This window comes from Streptococcus sp. NSJ-72, from assembly GCF_014334035.1.
In the GTDB taxonomy this organism is placed as follows: Bacteria; Bacillota; Bacilli; order Lactobacillales; family Streptococcaceae; genus Streptococcus; species Streptococcus constellatus.
Genome location: NZ_CP060489.1, coordinates 1,505,761 through 1,523,647 on the forward strand (window position 1 = coordinate 1,505,761; position 17,887 = coordinate 1,523,647).

Here is a 17,887-nt window from a genome sequence, read left to right on the forward strand (position 1 = left end):
TAAACAAATGTCCCATAATGATTCTATCCTAAATATTCTTGGAATTAAAGATAAAAATATTAAAATTATTTCTGTTGAAGAAGCTGAACACAACAACGATTCTGTTAAAGAGTATATAACGCTAATAACAGCTACTCTTTCTTATCCGATTAATCGTTGTCGTAACTGTGGCTTTCCCACAGTTAATAAGGATGGCTTTCGCAAAACTCATGTACGACTGGCAAGTTTAAATGGGAGAAGATATGAACTAGAGCTTCGTAAACAACGCTATAAATGTAAATCATGCCATACTACTTTTGGTGCTATTACTAATTTAACCAAAGAAAATCAAACCTTATCCAGTGATCTCAAAAATCAAATCATGCTTTTAGCTCGTAAAGGCTTATCTGGTCAGCTTATTGCTGAAATGTGTCACTGCTCTCCTAGCAGTGTTCGTCGAACAATCTTAGAGCGCATGGAACCACACTATCGTGTGGCTAAGTTGCCTAAGCATCTATGTTTTGACGAGTTTCGTTCAATTAAGTCTGTGATGTCCTTTATCTGTTGTGACGCTGAAACCCACCAAATTGTCACAAAGTTACAGGATCGTCTATCACCTACCATTGTTGATTATTTTGAAAGTCGTTATTCAAAAGCCGAACGCGAATGCGTTCAATCAGTTGTAATTGATTTAAATGCTCAATATCAAAGTTTTATCTATCGCCTTTTCCCTAATGCCAATATCATTATTGATCGCTTCCACCTTGTACAATTAGCTGGTCGCGCTTTGGACAATTGTCGTATCTCTATCCTAAAGCAACTTGATAAACAGAGCCAAGAATATAAAATTATGAAGTCACATTGGAAGCTATTCCATAAAAAAGCTGAAGATCTTCACCCTGAAGAAGTAGTTTTTCTTCGCGGCGTTAAACAATATATGACTCGCCAAAATGCTGTTGATCTCATTACTAGTAAATTTTCCAAGTTCGCTGAAGTATACCAAACTTACCAAGATATCACGAAAGCCCTAAACGAGCGCAATAGTGAATTACTAGAGTCAACCATCTTAGACTACCAAAAAACCAATACAGAAATGGATACTGCTATTCAAACCCTTCGTCAAAACAGAAAATATGTCTTAAATAGCGCTAAATTTGAATACTCTAATGGTCCTTTAGAAGGCATCAATCGCAAAATCAAAACCCTAAAACGAACTTGTTATGGTTTTGCCAATCAAAAATTTTTCTTTTTAAGAATCGATTGTATTTTTTCGTAAAAAAATACCCCCTACATTTTCGTAGGAAGTATTTTTAGTCAACCATACCAGTTGACAGATATCCCACTTAGGACATTTTCCTACAAGGGGTCCCGAGCGCTTAGTGGGAATTTGTACCCCTTATCGATACAAATTCCCCGTAGGCGCTAGGGACCTCTTTAGCTTCTTGGAAGCTGTCAGTAGTATATCTAATAATTTATCTCCATTCCCTTTAGTAACGTGTAACTTTCCAAATTTAAAAAAGCGACTCATAGAATTATTTCCTCCCGTTAAATAATAGATAACTATTAAAAATAGACAATACTTGCTCATAAGTAATGGTACTTAAATTGTTTACTTTGGCGTGTTTCATTGCTTGATGAAACTGATTTTTAGTAAACAGTTGACGATATTCTCGATTGACCCATTTTGAAACAAAGTACGTATATAGCTTCCAATATTTATCTGGAACATCTGTGGTATGGCGGGTAAGTTTTATTAAGACACTGTTTACTTTTGGTTTAGGATGAAAGCATTCCGCTGGCAGCTTAAGCAATTGCTGAATCGAGACTTGAGTGTGCAAGAGCAACCCTAGTGTTCGGTGAATATCCAAGGTACGCTTGTAGAATCCTTCTTCAACAATCAGATAGATGTCAGACGCACGGCTTTCAAAAACCACTTTTTTAATAATTTGTGTGCTTAAATGGTAAGGAATATTCCCAACAATTTTATACCTCTGTTTGTTAGGGAATTGAAACTGTAGAATATCTTGGTGAATTAAAGTGACACGAGTATTCAGTTTTAATTTTTCTGACGATAAGTTGAATAGATGACTGTCTAATTCAATAGACGTTACCTGTTTACTTATTTTAGCCAGTTTCGTCGTTAAATGCCCTTTACCTGTTCCAATTTCGTAAACGGTATCGGTTTCTTTTAAATTCAATTGTTTTATTATTTGGTTGAGTACTTTTTCACTCGTTAAAAAGTTTTGAGAATATTTTATATTTTTGTTCATGTAATCTCTCCTGAAGTGATTACATCTATAAACAAATACAGAAGTTAAACGATTTGTTTGTAATTTTAGTTATCTGTTTAAAAAGTCATAAGATTAGTCACTGGTAGGAATTAATCTAACGTATTTATTTATCTGCGTAATCACTGTTTTTAGTCTGTTTCAAAACAGTAGATGTTTTATCTACATTACGCATTTGGAATACCAACATGACGAATCCCTCCTTCTTAATTACAAATTTTTAGCATCTAATTTAACTTCAATTCCTATTATACAAAATTTTAAGATAATGCACTATCAACACACTCTTAAGTTTGCTTCTAAGTCTTATTTCCATAACTTCTTTTACGTTTCCGCCATTCTTTGCTGTTTCGATTTTTATGATATGGTGCAAGTCAGCACGAACACGAACCGTCTTATCTCCCATTATATCTTTTTTTTGGATATCTGTCAACTGGTATGGTTGACAGATATCCTTTTTTTGTTGTTATCACGTCCTGTTCTTTTACTGACTGTTGCTTCAAAATCTGCTTGTGTCGGTCTGTCAGTTTCGCATGGTCGAGAATGTCTTTTACAACCTGCGTCTGGTTGATTTCATCAAGTTTAATCGCAACCTTTAAGGTCGGGGCAACTTGATGAGATAGCCAGTTCAGCGTCCTTTGGAAGGAGTAAGGCTCTGGTTTTGTGGTTAGTTTTAATCGTTCACGATTGTTCCCAATAAACCAAGCCCATTCTTCATTCAGTTTCCAATCAGAACGAGGTTTGGAATCGTCTTTATCTACAAAACGGATATACCGATTGATAATTTTAAAGGCGGTATGCTCTGGATTGTCATAGACGAGTAAATCACGGACTGCATAATAGGCACGCTCATTTTTCAATCGAATCTCAAAACGGTTTTTTACTTCTGCGTCTTCAATGGGAATATCATTTTTCTTGTACTGCTCGTAGTCCTTTTCATAGATACAGAAATAAACTTCACTTTGTAATGAACCGATATAGAGGGTGTTTCCCATACATTCCTTTTCCTCTTTGCGTACCAGTTCGCCACTGCGATAGCTTTTAAAACTGCGGAAGACGGAGATACATTCTTCCTGTTGGCACTTTTCAGTGAGTACAGGGATATTTAAAATCCCTGTCTTATCGTTAATGGCAAGGTCAAGGCGTTTCATCACACCGCCAGCCACCAAAACGTCCATAAAGAACTCATACCAGCTTCTTTGTTGTGCCAGAAGATAGCTTTCAAATTGTCTGCACCCACGACCTTTCAATTCCACCAGAACTCCTTTGTCCAGTTCATGGGAGCAAAGGACGAATATGTCGCCTAAAGCATAATGCTCTGAATAAGAATAGAAACCATAGTCCTCATGAAGAAAATAGGACAGTTTCAGTTGTAAGATGTTTTCGACCACCTGCTGTACGTCTGTTGTCGGAAAGCGAATCCTTACATAATCAAACAGCATTTCAAGGGGAGCGTCGGGATTGAAGCGTTCCAGAGCTTCCCAAAGGGACTGCTGTAAATCCTCTGATGGCTTGACTTTTCCTGTTTCAATATCGCTTAGATACTGCCTTGTAATACCAGTCGCAACAGCTAAACGGTTTTGAGATAGTCCATAAGCCAAGCGTTTTTCTTTTAAATGCTGTAACCAAGTTTGTTCATTCAGTAAAAATCCCTCCAATCAAAAAGGCGTATGTCAACTTTTAAAGCCCATTTGACATACGCTGAAATTTTGTAAATCCCTTGTAACCAAAGGATTTTCTAATGTTTTTTTGACTGTTTCCTGTCGATTTGTACCCCCCTGTTAGATACGGGGGGTTAAGTGCTGGCGTGGCTATTGCCACACCAGCCAGCAAGATCAGTCCACACCTGCGACTTCCGCTTCGCACGTCGCCTGCGTGGACTGTCTGCTGTTGGATAACTTTTTAATTTCCTCCAAGAAATCATATCCTTTTGGTACAAGGGGAGTATAAAACTCTGATATGACACTTGTTCCTACATCAACATAGCCACGACCTTTGATTCGCTTTAAGAAGAAATCCTTTTGTACGTCACTGCCAAACATCATGCCATAGCCCATTTCAGACATACGACCTAAAGCCACTCTGAAATTAAACTGATCACGGATTCCGTCGCCTAAATATTTTGCGTCTGGACGTTGACAAGCCAGTATTAGAAAGAAGCCAGCTTGACGACCTAACATGACAATCTGTTTCAGCTTATTCATAACTGCGGTGTTTTCTTTTGTTCCCAGCATTTCCATGAAAGCGACGTATTCATCAAAGATTAAGAAGTGTGCCGGGAGACCTAAGTAAGCATAATTTTTGCCAGTCTTATAGTTCTTCATCTGCTTCATTTCCTCACTACGTTTCATCATTTCTTCATAGAATGTTTCAATGCAAGAAAGCAAGTCTTCTTTTCTATAGTAGACATTTGCCATCACAGAACCTAAGTCCGCAAGATCAGCATTTTTCGGGTCAAGAATATACAGTTTTGAATCTGTATGAAGCAAGGCTTCAATCAGTGTCAGTATAAAGTAAGTTTTACCGCCACCTGTACCACCAGCAATCAACATATGAGGGAGCTTATCATATTCCCACCATACGTTTTTCATTAAGCGAAGTTTACCATCTTTAGCTTCTACTTCATCAATAGAAATACGACTGGCTATGGTGTCATAGAGCAAAGTATATTCCACATAGGAATCCTTTAACTCTTTATCCGTCAGCTCACAGTACAAGCCACTCTCTAATTTCTTTTCCAAGTGTAAGAGTTGGTCTTGATATTTTCCCAGCGTGATTTCCACCCGTATCTGTATCAAGCCATTTTTAAGTCGATAATACATTTTAGGGAAGTAGGTTATCTTTTCCTTTGTACGACCAGCACTATCTTTAAAGAAACCCTCTGTTTTGACCTGTTCAGATTCATACCACTTGTTTTCAAGTATCATCTTTGCCAGTTTTTGACGGTGGTAAAGTTGTTTAACCGTATCATAGCGAACCCGTTTGAATACAAACGCTACCAGCAAGCAGATAAGAATTGCGACACTGAAACTGATAATTAAATAGGGAATGTCAATCTTATCTGCTTGTGATAGGTTAAAATCCTGCCAGTTGATCTGCTGGATTGTCTTCACATGAAACAGTCCGACAACCAGCAGGAAAACAGGCAGGAGTGACGCTATCGTAAAATGAAAGACTAAATCTTTACCAGATGGGCGAATCCTTTTACCACGCTGTTTCATGCGAAAAAGTCTCCTTTCTACCTAGCGACTATTTGTCTTGTGTCGGTTCTTTCTTTGCTTGTGGTTGAGCTTTGAATGAACTAGAATCCTTTGTCAGCACAATATCGTCTGCCTTGATATACCAGTCAACATCTGCTCCTTGATAGGTGGCAGTAGCAACGGTGTCCGCAATGGGATTGATAAGTTCCACCCGTGCGTTATAATCAAACTCTTTCAAAGGCACGCTGGCAGGAATACTTACTTGAATCATGCGTCCTTGTCCTTTGGATTTTAAGTCATAGGTACGTTCCTTGATTTCATCTGAAACCGACCCGTCTTCATTTTGGATTCTCACTTCACGACGTAGAGCAGAGAATTTCAATTCTCCAAAAGTCGTGTCTTTATCTAATACAATGCCATTTGCTAATCTCATCATTTTTCCTCTCTTTCTTTATTCTTTTATCATGTCGTCAGCATGTAAAAGGTAATTTGTAAAACCACGAGTGCCGATTTTGTAGCCCTCTGCGGTAATACGTGGATTGACTAACTTCACACGTTCCTCAAAGCCGAAATGTTTTTCGCCAGCTTCAGCAGGAAGCACCACCACAATATCATCTGCTCTTTGAACATCAGAATAGAGATTATAGCTTCTTGATAAGACAGTTAGCCGTCCGTTGATTCTTCGCTGAACGACTTTATCCTCGCCAGCAAATTCTAAATTGCCGAATGTTTTTTCCATGTTGGGAATCACAAATTTAAGTTCCATATTTTTACCTATCCTTTCTTTTTTATTGGCTGAATGAATGTTTGATGGTCTTAAAGAGTGGGGAACGACCTTTTGATTCTTGATTTTTTGTTTTCATAAGTTCACTTCCTTTCAAAATCGGGTAAAAAAATAGACACCTCATTTTTTGAAGTGTCTACCTATTAAATATTCAAATTTTATTGGAAGTATCTTTATATCTTCACTTTTCAAGGATAAATCGTCGTATCAAAGCTCATTCATAAGTAGTAAATTAGTAGTAAATTGAGTGGTTTTGACCTTGATAAAGTGTGATAAGTCCAGTTTTTATGCGGATAACTAGATTTTTATGCTATTTTTAAGCATAAAACTTTTACTTAAGTCCGCTAAACCTAATACTAAAAATATAATAGCAGCTATATAAAAAAATTGTTTTTCCATCTCTACCACCTAACTACAAATTAAATAATTTATAACTAGTATTCTTTTTTCTCCATAATCATAACGGACAATTTTACTGCAACCCCTATGATTAATATGCTTACAACTAAAATTCCTAAGCAAATCATTGATATAGAATTCTTACTAAAAATCTCCATTAGTTCTGCAAGAAAATCCGACTTTTCTTTTAACAGTGTTGATAAAGCAAATATTAAGAAATAAGTGATTACCATAATGAGTCTACCCTTTTCAGCACCATATTTAAGAATAAATGGTAATTGAATGGCAGACATAAGTATACTAGCAGCTAATGTAATTAAAGCAATAAACACTATATTATCCAATGACATTTGATTTTTTGTCATCAACAGTACAAAAATGCAGATTGAACCGACCAAACCAAAGGCAAATGCAAAGAAAAGCTTGCTCAACACATAACTGCTCTTTTTTATTGGCATCGAAAATGCAAACTGTTCGAAATTTGATTTTGTATCATAACCAAAGGCGATTGCAGTAAGTATGAGCGGAATCATTGCACATATTAACGGAACCATAAACAATTCATTTTCATAAATTCCATATACAGCCAGTGCAATACTGATAGTAACCGTTAATAATAATGTCTTTTTTAAAGTAGCTATATCTTTCAAAATTAATGCTATCATTATTGTCTCACTCCTTTCACAAAGTAAATCATAATATCCTCAATTGACGGTTTTTGTAACTTGATACCATCAGGTACAAGACTCTTTTTAACAAGTAACTCTTGCCCAAAAGAATGTATTCTTCTTCCTACAATGGCTTCTTCATCAAAGTTATTTACTTCTTCATTGGATAAAGTACATATACCGTAGTTTTCTTTTAACTCATCTTTTGTTTCCATAAATAAGATTTTTCCATTGTGAATAAAAGCAATGTAATCTGCCACTTTTTCTAAGTCAGATAAAATATGGGAAGAAATAAGAATTGTATGATTTTCATCTTGCATAAAATCTAATAACAAATCCAAGATTTCCTCTCTTACAATTGGATCAAGCCCACTTGTTGCTTCATCTAAAATCAAAAGTTCAGCATTGTGAGATAAAGCAACAGCCATTGAAAGTTTCATTTTCATACCACGAGAATAATTTTTAATCATCTTTTTATGTGGTAAATTGAATTTTTCAACGAATCCATAAAACTGCTTTTTATCCCATTTTGAATAAACTCTATAACAAAACTTTTCAACATCGATTAATGTCATTTCTTCCGGCACTAACAAATCATCAAATACCACTCCAAGTTTATCTTTCAGTTCAACACTATTAGGATTTTCCTCATCTAAAAGTCTTATATCGCCAGAGTCTTTTCTTAAAAGCCCAAGTAACAATTTTATAGTTGTACTTTTACCAGCTCCATTCTGTCCGATATATCCAACTATTGTTCCTTTCGGAATAGTAAGATTTACCGGTCCTAGTTTAAAACTGTCAAATGTTTTTACTAAATCTTTAATTTCAATAGCATATTTACTCATATTCACCCTCCACATAACTCTTTAACATTTCTATCAATTCATCACTGGATACATCTGCAATTTCTGAAAGTTCAACTACTTCTTGAAGCTTCGATTCAATTTTCTTTAAGTATTCTTCTCGAATTAGTTCTTTATTTTGTGCTGCAACAAAATTACCTTTTCCTTGTACCGAATTTATAAACCCGTCTAACTCTAATTCATCAAAAGCTCTTTTTGCAGTTAACATGCTTACTCTTAATTCTTTCGCTAAGAATCTTATCGAAGGTAGTTGTTCTCCCACTTTCAAATCTCCAGAAATGATTTGTGCTTTAATTTGATTTTTTATTTGCAGATATATTGGATCATCACTGGAATTATTTATCTGTATATTCATCCTCAACCCCCTACTGTTATTTGTGTTTTAACTGTTATTATTATAGCATAACAGTTAAAACATTTCAATATCTAAAAAGAAGCAGACAAAATTTTCTTTGCCCGCTTCTTCTCATTACTACCTAAAGTCTTTCAGCAATTCTCTTAACTTGTCCAATATCTTATTTCTTCTCTTTATGAGAGCTGGATGAGATATTTTTTTCGTTTCAGCTACCGAACGAATAGTTTCATCATTAAAATAAAGTCTATCAATTATTTCTCTTTCTTCATCATTTAATTTTGATAGTGCATCTCGCACTGCCTCTATCATCATTTGTGTCTGAACAATCTTATCTACATCAAATCCCTCATCAACGATACTATCTTCAAAATGCCCATCATGGTCAAAAGAAGAAAATAAAAGCAGTTGATTTTTTCGATCTATCTGCTTCAAGTAATTCTCATGATTTTTCTCTTGCCAATAGACTTTATAAATCTCCTCGCTAACTTTGATCTTCTTTCCGTTTACAAACAAGAAATATTCTTTATTCATTCTTCGTCCTCCTTTTCGTTTCAAAATCTTGTTTGAAGACAAAAAAGGAGGACTACGGCATGATGTCACACCGAGTCCTCGCAAATGAACAAAAACAGTTCTACTATTTAATTTATTAAGTTTAGAATTAGGTAAAGGATAAATGCAATAAGGAAAATTTTCCGCACAAAAAATTATGAATCCCTTTTATTAAATCGTGCGTAACCCATCCCATGCACATCATCCTCCTAATTAACAGTTAAATCTTCATCTCCTTGTAATTGCTAATTTTAGAAAGCTTATTTATGCGAATTTTATTTTTGAAATCTATCAAACCAAGTTGAAGCTTCCTGAATACCATTTCGATTTAGGCTATAAAAAATAAAATTCTTATATTTTCTTTCTGTAACCATATCTACTTTTTTTAGTATCGCTAAATGATACGAAATTTTTGAATTTGGTAGAGCAAATTTTTCTGCAATATCCCCTGCAGATAACTCTCCATTATTCAATTCATTTAATATATCCAGTCTTATCGGATCGGATAGAGCTTTAAACTTATCATAATAATCCATTAGCTTAGCCTTTCCATAATCTATTTCAAATTTTTTCAAAATAATTATAACATCACCACAAGGATGAACTCAATAACTATTTCAATTTTTTTAGAAATAGTTTCTTAAATACGCTGACATTAACTTCTATACTTGGTATAATTAAGACACAAACTCATATCTCGCTTAACGCTTGTTTTACAAATCATTCTTATGTAGCAAGCACAGTAAGTGTGTACCCACTTACGAAAAATCGATGAAGCAGCCCCTCGTGGAGTTGCTTCTTTTTTTATCAATTTTAGCTTGTTAGGGAGTACCCTAAGACCCCATTTTTTGAAAGGAAGTAACAGACATGGCAAATAGAATTAGAAATGTTCAGCTGAAAATAAACTTAACAGAAGAAGAAAAAGCACTCTTTGAAAAGAAAATGAAGATGTCAAAGTGTAAGACCATGAACCATTTTCTAAGAAAAGTAGTATCTGAATCAGATATTTATGTTGTCGATTTAGAACCATTTAGAGATATACAAGGATTACTTTTTAGATATGCAAGTAGCGTCAACCAAATTGCTAAACGAGTTAATTCTACTGGTGTTATCTATAGCGATGACATCAAATATATACAATCCCACATTGAACATCTATCAAAAGAAATATGGCAAATACATTCCCTACTACTTAATAAAACTACTAACAAAGGAGATGAGGTTTAAATGGCAATCACAAAAATACATCCAATAAAATCAACACTTAACCTCGCTATTGCCTATATAACAAATGAAGAAAAGACAGACGAAAAAATATTGGTAAGCACAAATAAGTGCTTTGCTTCTACTGCCCATGCTGCTTTTATGAAGACTAGAGAAGATAATAAAGTTAATGGAACAGTACTTGCAAGACACCTTATTCAGTCATTTATGCCTGGTGAAGCAACGCCCGAAATGGCACATCAAATCGGTCTTGAACTGTGTAAAAAGATATTAAAGGACGAATATGAATTTGTACTATCTACTCACATAGATAAAGGGCATATCCACAATCACATCATATTCAATAATGTAAATATGGTTACAGGCAAGTGCTATCAATCCAACAAGAGAAGCTATCATCAAATTAGGTATCAAAGTGATAAACTATGCAAAGAAAACAACCTATCTGTTATTGATGAGTTCTACGAAACTTATAGGAAGAAATATAAAACTAATGGTAAGTCATGGTATGAAAATGACCAACTTAAGAAAGGTACTTCTTGGAAAAGTAGACTTCAATTTGATATAGATAGAGCTATTAAACAATCCAAAGATTGGGCTGATTTTATAAAGAGAATGGCTACCCTTAATTATGAAATCAAATATGGAAAACATATTGCATTTAAGCACAAGGACAAAGAAAGATTTACAAGAGCTAAGACTATTGGAGAAGATTATACTGAGGATAGATTAAAAGAGCGTATCTTAGATAATGCTAATCAAAGAACCTATGCTGTTAAAAAACGTATCGGAAATATAATTGATATTGAGAATAATGAAAAGATAAAATCAAGTAAAGGCTATGAGTATTGGGCTACAAAACATAATTTGAAAACTGCAGCCGATACTGTACTTTTGATGCGTGAAAAAAGATTTAAGTCTATCTCCCAGCTGGATGAATACATTAAAGAGAGTGCATTAAAAAGACAAGATTTACAGGATCAAATCAAAGTTGTTGATAACAAAATTTCAACTCTATCAAATATTATGGAACAAGTTCATACCGTAAAATTGTATCGTCAAATCTATTTAGAATATAAGAAAGATCCATCTGATAAGGCTTTTTCTGAAGAACATAAATCAGAAATAACGCTCTATGAAAATGCCCTTTCAGACCTAAAAAAATCTTACTCAAAACTTCCAAACTCCAAGGATATTTTGAAAGAGCTTGATTCATTGCATGAAAAAAAGAATACCCTGATGCAAGAGTATTCTTCTTCAAAATCCGATATGAAAGAACTATATCAAATCAGAAAAAATTATGAAAAATATATGGGTAAGGAGATTGAAAGGTAATTCATTCTCCTTTTTCTCCTCTCAAAAAATCTATAACGGCCATTGCAATTTTTTTAGATAAAATTGGTGGAACAGCATTGCCTATCTGTTTAAATGCAGCTGTTCGTGAATGTTCAAAATAAAAATCATCTGGAAATCCTTGTATTCTAGCTGCTTCTCTTACTGTAATTGAACGATTCTGTCTTAAATCTGGATGAATATAGTAATGTCCATCTTTCGCTATATGAGCAACAACTGTATGACTAACAGAGCCATAATCCAAAGCTTTATATCTATCTAAAAAAGATGTTGTATTAGAATGCGTTTGTAGTTCTTCAGGTATATCGATATACCTTAAATTCTTACCTTTTTTCTTAGCTCTTAGTACCAATTTATATATCTTCAAATCATTTTCATTATGAGGTCTTGCAGCATGTTGTGTTAAAATATCATCTTTTTTACGAATATATTTTTCAACGAACTGACTCGAAACATCACAACGATACTTATGAGAACTTCCTCCAGACTTTATACTTGGCAAGTCCTCAAACAATTCTTTTATAGTTGGAGCAGCCTCAACATATTCAGCCAAACTGTCAAAAAATGAGTTATCGAACACTAAATCTTTTCGATGTCCGACAAGTATTAAACGTTCTCTTTTTTGTACTACACCATAATTACTTGCATCTACTATTTGATAATCTACCTCATATCCGCACTTATCAAATTCGCAAATTATTTTTGGCAAGAGTAACTCTCCTGATAAATCTTTAAAAGAAAGCAACCCTTTAACATTTTCAAAAACAAAGAACTTTGGTTTATATTTATCCAGAAAATCTAAATAATGTTTATACAGATAAATTCTTTTATCTGTAGATTTTTTCGACTTGTTATTGGCTCTACCGATTGTAGAGTATGCCTGACACGGTGGTCCACCAATAATACCATCTAACTCATTATTGCCTAATCTTTGGTCAATAAATTCAAAAATCGAAGGTATAGTATCTTTACTTATTTCCTTATTCAATATATCTTTAGTTAGATTTCTTGGTATAATCGAGTACAAATCATCTCTCGAGATTTTTCCTTGAATATATTCAAAATATGGAGATAGGTTATTTTCTTTTTTTAAATAGTAATATATGTTTCTTAATTCTAAAGAAGAGCAAGCATCTTTGTCCATTTCTATATGACAAATAAAATTATAATAGTCTTTATACCTAAAGCCTTCGGTTAATCCACCTGCTCCCGAAAACACATCTACTATATTGAGCATAACCACACCTCCTTTCAAGTTGTTTTATCACTATACTTCTTTATCTGGTTTATAAATGCTCTCAATCTCTTTATACCTAGTTATATAATCTTTATTATATTGCTTTGCCTGCTGCAGTAAATCTGAATACGATTTAATATAGAGTTTGCCTGTATCTTCCAAAGACGAATAAAAATCTGTCGTCTCATCGTCCATCACAAAACTATCTGAAATCAAAAATGTTTTAACACCGTTTGCAATACTCTCTTTATGATTTTTCAGCAAAAATCTTTCGTATTCCCTTGCTTGTCTAATTTCTTTTAACGAAATTTTTATTCTTGGTCTCTTTAATTCAATTATTATCAATTCGCCATTTACTAAATTGCAAAGAAAATCTAGTCTTCTATTTTTTTCTTCAAGTTCTGTATCTGGAAAATTTTCTTTTAATATCTTCTTGAAGGTAACTTCTCGTTCAAATGTTGTAATCCTTGGATCCAATATCCATGGAAATTTTTCTAAGAAAGGTTGAATAACTTTTGTTTCACTTGCATCATTTCTTACATACTTTTCGAACTGTTCAATTGCCTTAATACGTCCGATTGATATTTTAGCCAACTCTTTAGATTCTATATATTCCCAATCTGTAGTAATTTTTTCCACTTTATCAACCGTTAAATCTTCATCATCTAACTCGGCAATATAATTTTGAAAACTTTCAAATTTATATAATGTTTTCATGCTATCTAAGATTCGTTTCAACGAGTCAATATTATCAGTTTCTATCGAGTTAGCAATTAAAGTATCTTTAACTTTATTTATACTAGATATTTCGAGTTTTGACATTCCTTCAAAAAAATCTTCAGGAAGTTGCAACTGTTCTTCTTTCTTATCTTTTCTCTTTTTTCTCCAAGAATTTGAAACTTTAGATACTAATTTATTAAGATATTGTTTTAATTTAGCTGTATCTTCATCCGCTTCCCATAAAATGTTTTTTCTATCTGTGGATATAAAATCAGCTTCATTTAAATCATCAATAAAATCTATATTAAAATATCCAGTAACATATCCATTAAACGTATCATTCGCTCTGTCATCAAAAAAATCATTCTCAGCAGCAAGTTTATTTCTTACATAAATGTAAAAACCTGCTTCCGATTTGTTCAATGGTGTTTTTTTTGTAAAAATTTTACCTGAAACATTATGAGATTTCAACCATTCAAACCATTCTGTTTGACTTAACTCGCTTTCAAAATCATCTGGGAAATTCCAGTCAAATTCTTTATCTAATTTCTCAAAATATATGGATTTAGTTATTTCAATGCGTCTATCCGATGTTAAATCAACTAACTCCACTTTAAAATCAGAATCATAGAACGAAAATCTTTTTGATAAATTATATGCCAGAGTGTCTATATCCATAATATTTTTTTGAGTTATCTCTTTAATAATTACTTGTGTTTGATGTAGCTCATCTGTTTTTTCATTTTCATATAATGCCTTTGGCTTATATTCATCCTTGATTTCAGCCTTAAGTTCATCGTAGTTCATACTAAAGGCGTTTTTTATTCCTTCTTTTATCGAATGAACTTCAATTGTGTTTGCTATTCCAAATACTGCTAATTTCCCAAGTCCCTTTTTACCGGTTACTTTTCTGCCTTTAATTTTAGATAATCCAGTTCCCTCGGCTTTTCTTCTATTTCTACCAATTTTCAAGAAATTTTCATTCAATTCCTCGTGATTCATTCCAATTCCATCATCTGTAACTGTAACAATTTTATTATTGTAATCTATTTCTATTACAACATTTTCAGCATCTGCATCATATGAGTTAGAAATAAGTTCAGCAATTACTGGGGGAAATTTGCTATACAACTTAATACCTAGATGATCAATTGTATTCTTATCAAATTTTATTTTAAATCCACTATTTTCCATAATATTACATCTGATAAAACTATCAGACCCTCCTAGCATTCCTATTTCCATCTACAATCTATCGATATAATTGTTGTAGGCATACCTATAATTTGTATATCAAACTTCAAACTTGATTCAACCTTAGTCGAAGCATTATGAATTCTGAAACTAAATTGCCAACCGCCATCAAGGTATAGTTCCAATGTATTCTTACTGTCTGGTTTATATTCCAAGCTAACAATCCTTGTTGGAAGTGTTGATATTGGCAATTCAACACTTCTTTTACGCTTTTTACCCTGTCTATTCAACGTTCCTCTCAAATTGTAGCTTTGAATTTGAGTTATCTTTTTATTATCAATCCCAATTACTTTATAAAAATCAAATTCTCCGAGCAAATACTCAACCATCAATCTAGGAATATCTTTACTAAACAAGCAATTTTGTCTCTCCAGTTCCCCTTTAAATGCATTTAATAAAGGAACATATACATCGTCTTCTTTGTTAGGTAATTCACTCCACTTAGAACCCTTTTGTTTTTCAGAATCAAGATATTCAAATATTGGTTTAATATCTTTCCAATATTGTTCAGAACAATCTATTCCATACCACTTTTTTCCAAAATCTAAATTTTTAGATAATCTACTATGTTTTACAGCAAAATGGTTGTGTTTTACGCTAAGACCAATTTCCCACTCAATACCTCGTCTAATAATCAGTACATCTCTTACATCGCCTTCTTTACCTTTATCATCTGATTGAATTTTCAATTCCAACTCATCTAATCCATCATCTAAAATCAACGGTTCAAGTTCAAATATAGTATTTACTCCAGCTAATGCACTAATCTTGTATATAGCTTTTTCAGAATCGGTTAAAGTATTCCATGCACGTTCTGCAGCATAAAAACTACTGTTTTTTTCTATCTTTGCCGGACGAACTTTTGATATTTCTTCAAACAATGTAGTTAAATAAGAAAACTCATATGCCCTTCCTTGATTATTACTTTTTTCACTCATAGATTACCTCCGCCTAATTATCTGTGCCTGTTTTTAAGAGACTCAAATTTGAACTAGAATTACGCAAAGCTTCTAAAATTGACTCAGCCATAACATACGCTAAGTTCACAGGAACAGCATTACCAATCATTTTATATGCATCGTTCAAATTCGTATAATAGAATTTAAAATTATCTGGGAATCCTTGTATTCTTGCACACTCTCTCACGGTTAATCTTCTATATAGTGCTTCCTTACCAGGTTCAAATATATTTTTATTTTTTTCTACTTTAGGCATAACTGGTGCTTGCGGATGTAGTTGACACTGTCTACCAGATGCCTGGACCGTAAATGCCTGTTCATCCCATTGTCTAACTCTATTTCTACTCATAAATATTGGCGAATAGGCACCAATAAAGTATTCATGATTCAAAACTTTACAGTTATCACCATTTGTCTTATTTTTTTCTAATGCTGGAATTGCCGAATCTTTTAAATCAAATATCGCATCTTTAAAAGTCAACTTTGACTCGTATGGTTTAGGTGGTTCAAATTTGATGTTTAAATCCTTTCTAAATCCAACATAGAAAACTCTTTTTCTATCTTGAGGAACACCATAATCACTAGCATTTAACAAATGAATGAAAACATCGTAACCAGCTTCCTCAAATTGAGAAACAATATTTTCAACAGCACTATTATGCCTTTTCGCCATCATGCCCTTAACATTTTCTGCTAAGAAGAACTTCGGCTTTTTATCTTTCAAAATGCGTATGTACTGATAAAATAATTGTCCTCTAGGATCATCAATCCCCTTTAATGACCCTGCCTCACTCCAAGACTGGCATGGCGGACCTCCGATAATACCATCACATTCAGGAAACATCTCTGAAGGAATACCACAAATATCTCCCTTAATAAGTTTTGTATCATGATTTTTTTCATATGTTTCCCAAATTGTTTTATCGTATTCATTAGCAGCTACAACATTAAACCCTGCTTTTTCAAAGCCTAAGTCTAATCCTCCCGCTCCTGAAAACAAGCTAATTAAATTCATTTTATATTTCCTCCGAAGAATCATTAACACATTCTACAATCTCTGAAATATCACATTCCAATACATTACAGATTCTTAGTAACACGTCAGTTGTGACATTATCACCATTTTTAATTTTATAGAATGTACTTTTACTCACTTTTGCTTTTTTCATAAGTTCAGTATTTTTCATATCTTTATCTATCAATTTTTTAAACAATTTTTTATAGCTGAATTTTGACATGACTAACCTCCAGTCATTTTCTTGTTAAAATCATATCGCTTCTATTATACCACAAAACTAGTACTTATAGTACACTTTTATTCCCTTTTCTCGAACTAGTTTTGCAAAAAAAAATAATCGGTGCAGCCCGAAGACTACACCGACATATCTTATCTCTCAGTTTCCTTTAGAGATTCTTTCTTTTCTACAGGTTTTGCTTTTTCTTCAGCCTTATATTTCTTTATTGCTCCAAGTACCGATTCTTTCTTTTCTTCTTGCTTCTTCATCTGTTCCTTTGCTTTTAAAAGCTTAGACGATAGTATTCTAACATTAGTATGTTCCTTTCCGTTATCGTCAATGGATGTTCTTACCTGACCAAAAATCTTTACAAAGTCACCTTGCTTAAAATTCTTTGGTATATCTCCCTTATCTCCATAAGCCGAACAATTTATATAAGTCTTATTTCCCTCATCATCTTTTGACACAACCGAGAAATTAACTACTTTAAAGGCTTCTCCATTTTTGTTTTCTCTTTCAATTGTTTCAATCTCACCTACGACATTCCCAACAATGTTCACCAGATTATTATCTTCTTTTTCAATTGCTGCACTTTCTTTAATCTGTCCATTTTCTCTAAGTTCATCAATCAAATAATCAAACTCATCATTAAGTAAGCTCATACTGTCATTATCCATATACTCCTGGTACAACCTATCCAAGGCATTTTTATCATTGATACCTTTTTCAAAACTAATTAGTGCCTTTGCAAAATCTTCGTGTTTTTCGTTTGCCATTTGTTCTAGTGTATTTCTCATTTCTTTGTAGTTCATAATATACC

22 protein-coding genes are annotated in these 17,887 nt (G+C 33.4%); 3 read left to right on the forward strand and 19 right to left on the reverse strand.

From position 1 onward, the window contains the following. Positions 1 to 7: 7 nt before the first annotated feature. Positions 8 to 1,255, forward strand: coding sequence for an ISL3 family transposase (locus H8787_RS07335; RefSeq protein WP_000019067.1), 1,248 nt, complete (start codon positions 8 to 10; stop codon positions 1,253 to 1,255). A gap of 256 nt (positions 1,256 to 1,511) precedes the next feature. On the opposite strand, the gene erm(B) is transcribed toward H8787_RS07335, so the two are convergent. The 13 genes from erm(B) to H8787_RS07400 form a co-directional block, all read right to left on the reverse strand. Beyond that, entirely contained in the window at positions 1,512 to 2,249 is a 738-nt protein-coding gene (gene erm(B) / locus H8787_RS07340) for a 23S rRNA (adenine(2058)-N(6))-methyltransferase Erm(B) (protein WP_001038795.1), read from the reverse strand. Positions 2,250 to 2,373: 124 nt separating this feature from the next. Next, complete coding sequence (locus H8787_RS07345; protein WP_001814874.1) at positions 2,374 to 2,457, reverse strand: 23S rRNA methyltransferase attenuation leader peptide; 84 nt, start codon at positions 2,455 to 2,457, stop codon at positions 2,374 to 2,376. A 48-nt stretch (positions 2,458 to 2,505) separates the two neighbouring features. Then, positions 2,506 to 2,718 (reverse strand): peptide-binding protein, encoded by a 213-nt coding sequence (locus H8787_RS07350; protein ID WP_029645760.1) that lies wholly within the window; start codon positions 2,716 to 2,718, stop codon positions 2,506 to 2,508. Continuing rightward, positions 2,663 to 3,925 (reverse strand): MobT family relaxase, encoded by a 1,263-nt coding sequence (gene mobT / locus H8787_RS07355; RefSeq protein ID WP_016397615.1) that lies wholly within the window; start codon positions 3,923 to 3,925, stop codon positions 2,663 to 2,665. Before mobT ends, H8787_RS07350 begins: the two co-directional genes overlap by 56 nt. A gap of 22 nt (positions 3,926 to 3,947) precedes the next feature. Further along, positions 3,948 to 4,100, reverse strand: a complete 153-nt coding sequence (locus H8787_RS07360) for a hypothetical protein (RefSeq protein WP_000879507.1) — start codon at positions 4,098 to 4,100, stop codon at positions 3,948 to 3,950. Positions 4,101 to 4,102: 2 nt separating this feature from the next. Further along, positions 4,103 to 5,488: an FtsK/SpoIIIE domain-containing protein gene (locus H8787_RS07365; RefSeq protein WP_000813488.1), complete on the reverse strand. Its 1,386-nt coding sequence runs from the start codon at positions 5,486 to 5,488 to the stop codon at positions 4,103 to 4,105. Positions 5,489 to 5,516: 28 nt separating this feature from the next. Further along, entirely contained in the window at positions 5,517 to 5,903 is a 387-nt protein-coding gene (locus H8787_RS07370) for a YdcP family protein (protein WP_000985015.1), read from the reverse strand. 15 nt (positions 5,904 to 5,918) lie between these two features. Beyond that, positions 5,919 to 6,233, reverse strand: coding sequence for a YdcP family protein (locus tag H8787_RS07375; RefSeq protein WP_000420682.1), 315 nt, complete (start codon positions 6,231 to 6,233; stop codon positions 5,919 to 5,921). 452 nt (positions 6,234 to 6,685) lie between these two features. Further along, positions 6,686 to 7,315: an ABC-2 transporter permease gene (locus H8787_RS07380; RefSeq protein ID WP_081528338.1), complete on the reverse strand. Its 630-nt coding sequence runs from the start codon at positions 7,313 to 7,315 to the stop codon at positions 6,686 to 6,688. Further along, the gene (locus tag H8787_RS07385; protein WP_081528337.1) at positions 7,315 to 8,163 is read right to left on the reverse strand and encodes an ABC transporter ATP-binding protein; all 849 of its coding nucleotides are present in this window, start codon (positions 8,161 to 8,163) and stop codon (positions 7,315 to 7,317) included. Before H8787_RS07385 ends, H8787_RS07380 begins: the two co-directional genes overlap by 1 nt. After that, on the reverse strand, positions 8,156 to 8,536 hold the full coding sequence (locus H8787_RS07390; RefSeq protein WP_081528336.1) for a GntR family transcriptional regulator: 381 nt from the start codon (positions 8,534 to 8,536) through the stop codon (positions 8,156 to 8,158). The genes H8787_RS07385 and H8787_RS07390 overlap by 8 nt, the downstream gene beginning before the upstream one ends. A 117-nt stretch (positions 8,537 to 8,653) precedes the next feature. Further along, the gene (locus H8787_RS07395) at positions 8,654 to 9,067 is read right to left on the reverse strand and encodes an RNA polymerase sigma factor (protein ID WP_081528335.1); all 414 of its coding nucleotides are present in this window, start codon (positions 9,065 to 9,067) and stop codon (positions 8,654 to 8,656) included. 293 nt (positions 9,068 to 9,360) lie between these two features. Beyond that, entirely contained in the window at positions 9,361 to 9,621 is a 261-nt protein-coding gene (locus tag H8787_RS07400) for a metalloregulator ArsR/SmtB family transcription factor (RefSeq protein ID WP_081528334.1), read from the reverse strand. 331 nt (positions 9,622 to 9,952) lie between these two features. Here H8787_RS07400 and H8787_RS07405 point away from each other — a divergent pair, with 331 nt between their 5' ends. Both H8787_RS07405 and H8787_RS07410 read left to right on the forward strand, forming a co-directional pair. Then, positions 9,953 to 10,312: a plasmid mobilization protein gene (locus tag H8787_RS07405; protein ID WP_081528333.1), complete on the forward strand. Its 360-nt coding sequence runs from the start codon at positions 9,953 to 9,955 to the stop codon at positions 10,310 to 10,312. Then, a complete protein-coding gene (locus tag H8787_RS07410; protein ID WP_081528332.1) occupies positions 10,313 to 11,644 on the forward strand; it encodes a relaxase/mobilization nuclease domain-containing protein in 1,332 nt (443 codons plus the stop codon). A 1-nt stretch (position 11,645) separates the two neighbouring features. Here the strand turns inward: H8787_RS07410 and H8787_RS07415 are convergent, their stop codons facing one another. From H8787_RS07415 to H8787_RS07440, 6 genes are all read right to left on the reverse strand, one after another. Next, on the reverse strand, positions 11,646 to 12,899 hold the full coding sequence (locus tag H8787_RS07415) for a DNA cytosine methyltransferase (protein ID WP_049513415.1): 1,254 nt from the start codon (positions 12,897 to 12,899) through the stop codon (positions 11,646 to 11,648). A 30-nt stretch (positions 12,900 to 12,929) separates the two neighbouring features. Next, positions 12,930 to 14,813, reverse strand: coding sequence for an ATP-binding protein (locus tag H8787_RS07420; RefSeq protein ID WP_187328376.1), 1,884 nt, complete (start codon positions 14,811 to 14,813; stop codon positions 12,930 to 12,932). 41 nt (positions 14,814 to 14,854) lie between these two features. Beyond that, positions 14,855 to 15,811: a HaeIII family restriction endonuclease gene (locus tag H8787_RS07425; protein WP_049513413.1), complete on the reverse strand. Its 957-nt coding sequence runs from the start codon at positions 15,809 to 15,811 to the stop codon at positions 14,855 to 14,857. 13 nt (positions 15,812 to 15,824) lie between these two features. Then, positions 15,825 to 16,847 (reverse strand): DNA cytosine methyltransferase, encoded by a 1,023-nt coding sequence (locus tag H8787_RS07430; protein WP_001049189.1) that lies wholly within the window; start codon positions 16,845 to 16,847, stop codon positions 15,825 to 15,827. Between the two features lies 1 nt (position 16,848). Further along, entirely contained in the window at positions 16,849 to 17,070 is a 222-nt protein-coding gene (locus H8787_RS07435; protein WP_000033212.1) for a helix-turn-helix domain-containing protein, read from the reverse strand. A 149-nt stretch (positions 17,071 to 17,219) separates the two neighbouring features. Next, positions 17,220 to 17,879 (reverse strand): DNA-binding protein, encoded by a 660-nt coding sequence (locus H8787_RS07440; RefSeq protein ID WP_081528331.1) that lies wholly within the window; start codon positions 17,877 to 17,879, stop codon positions 17,220 to 17,222. Between the last annotated feature and the right edge of the window lie 8 nt (positions 17,880 to 17,887).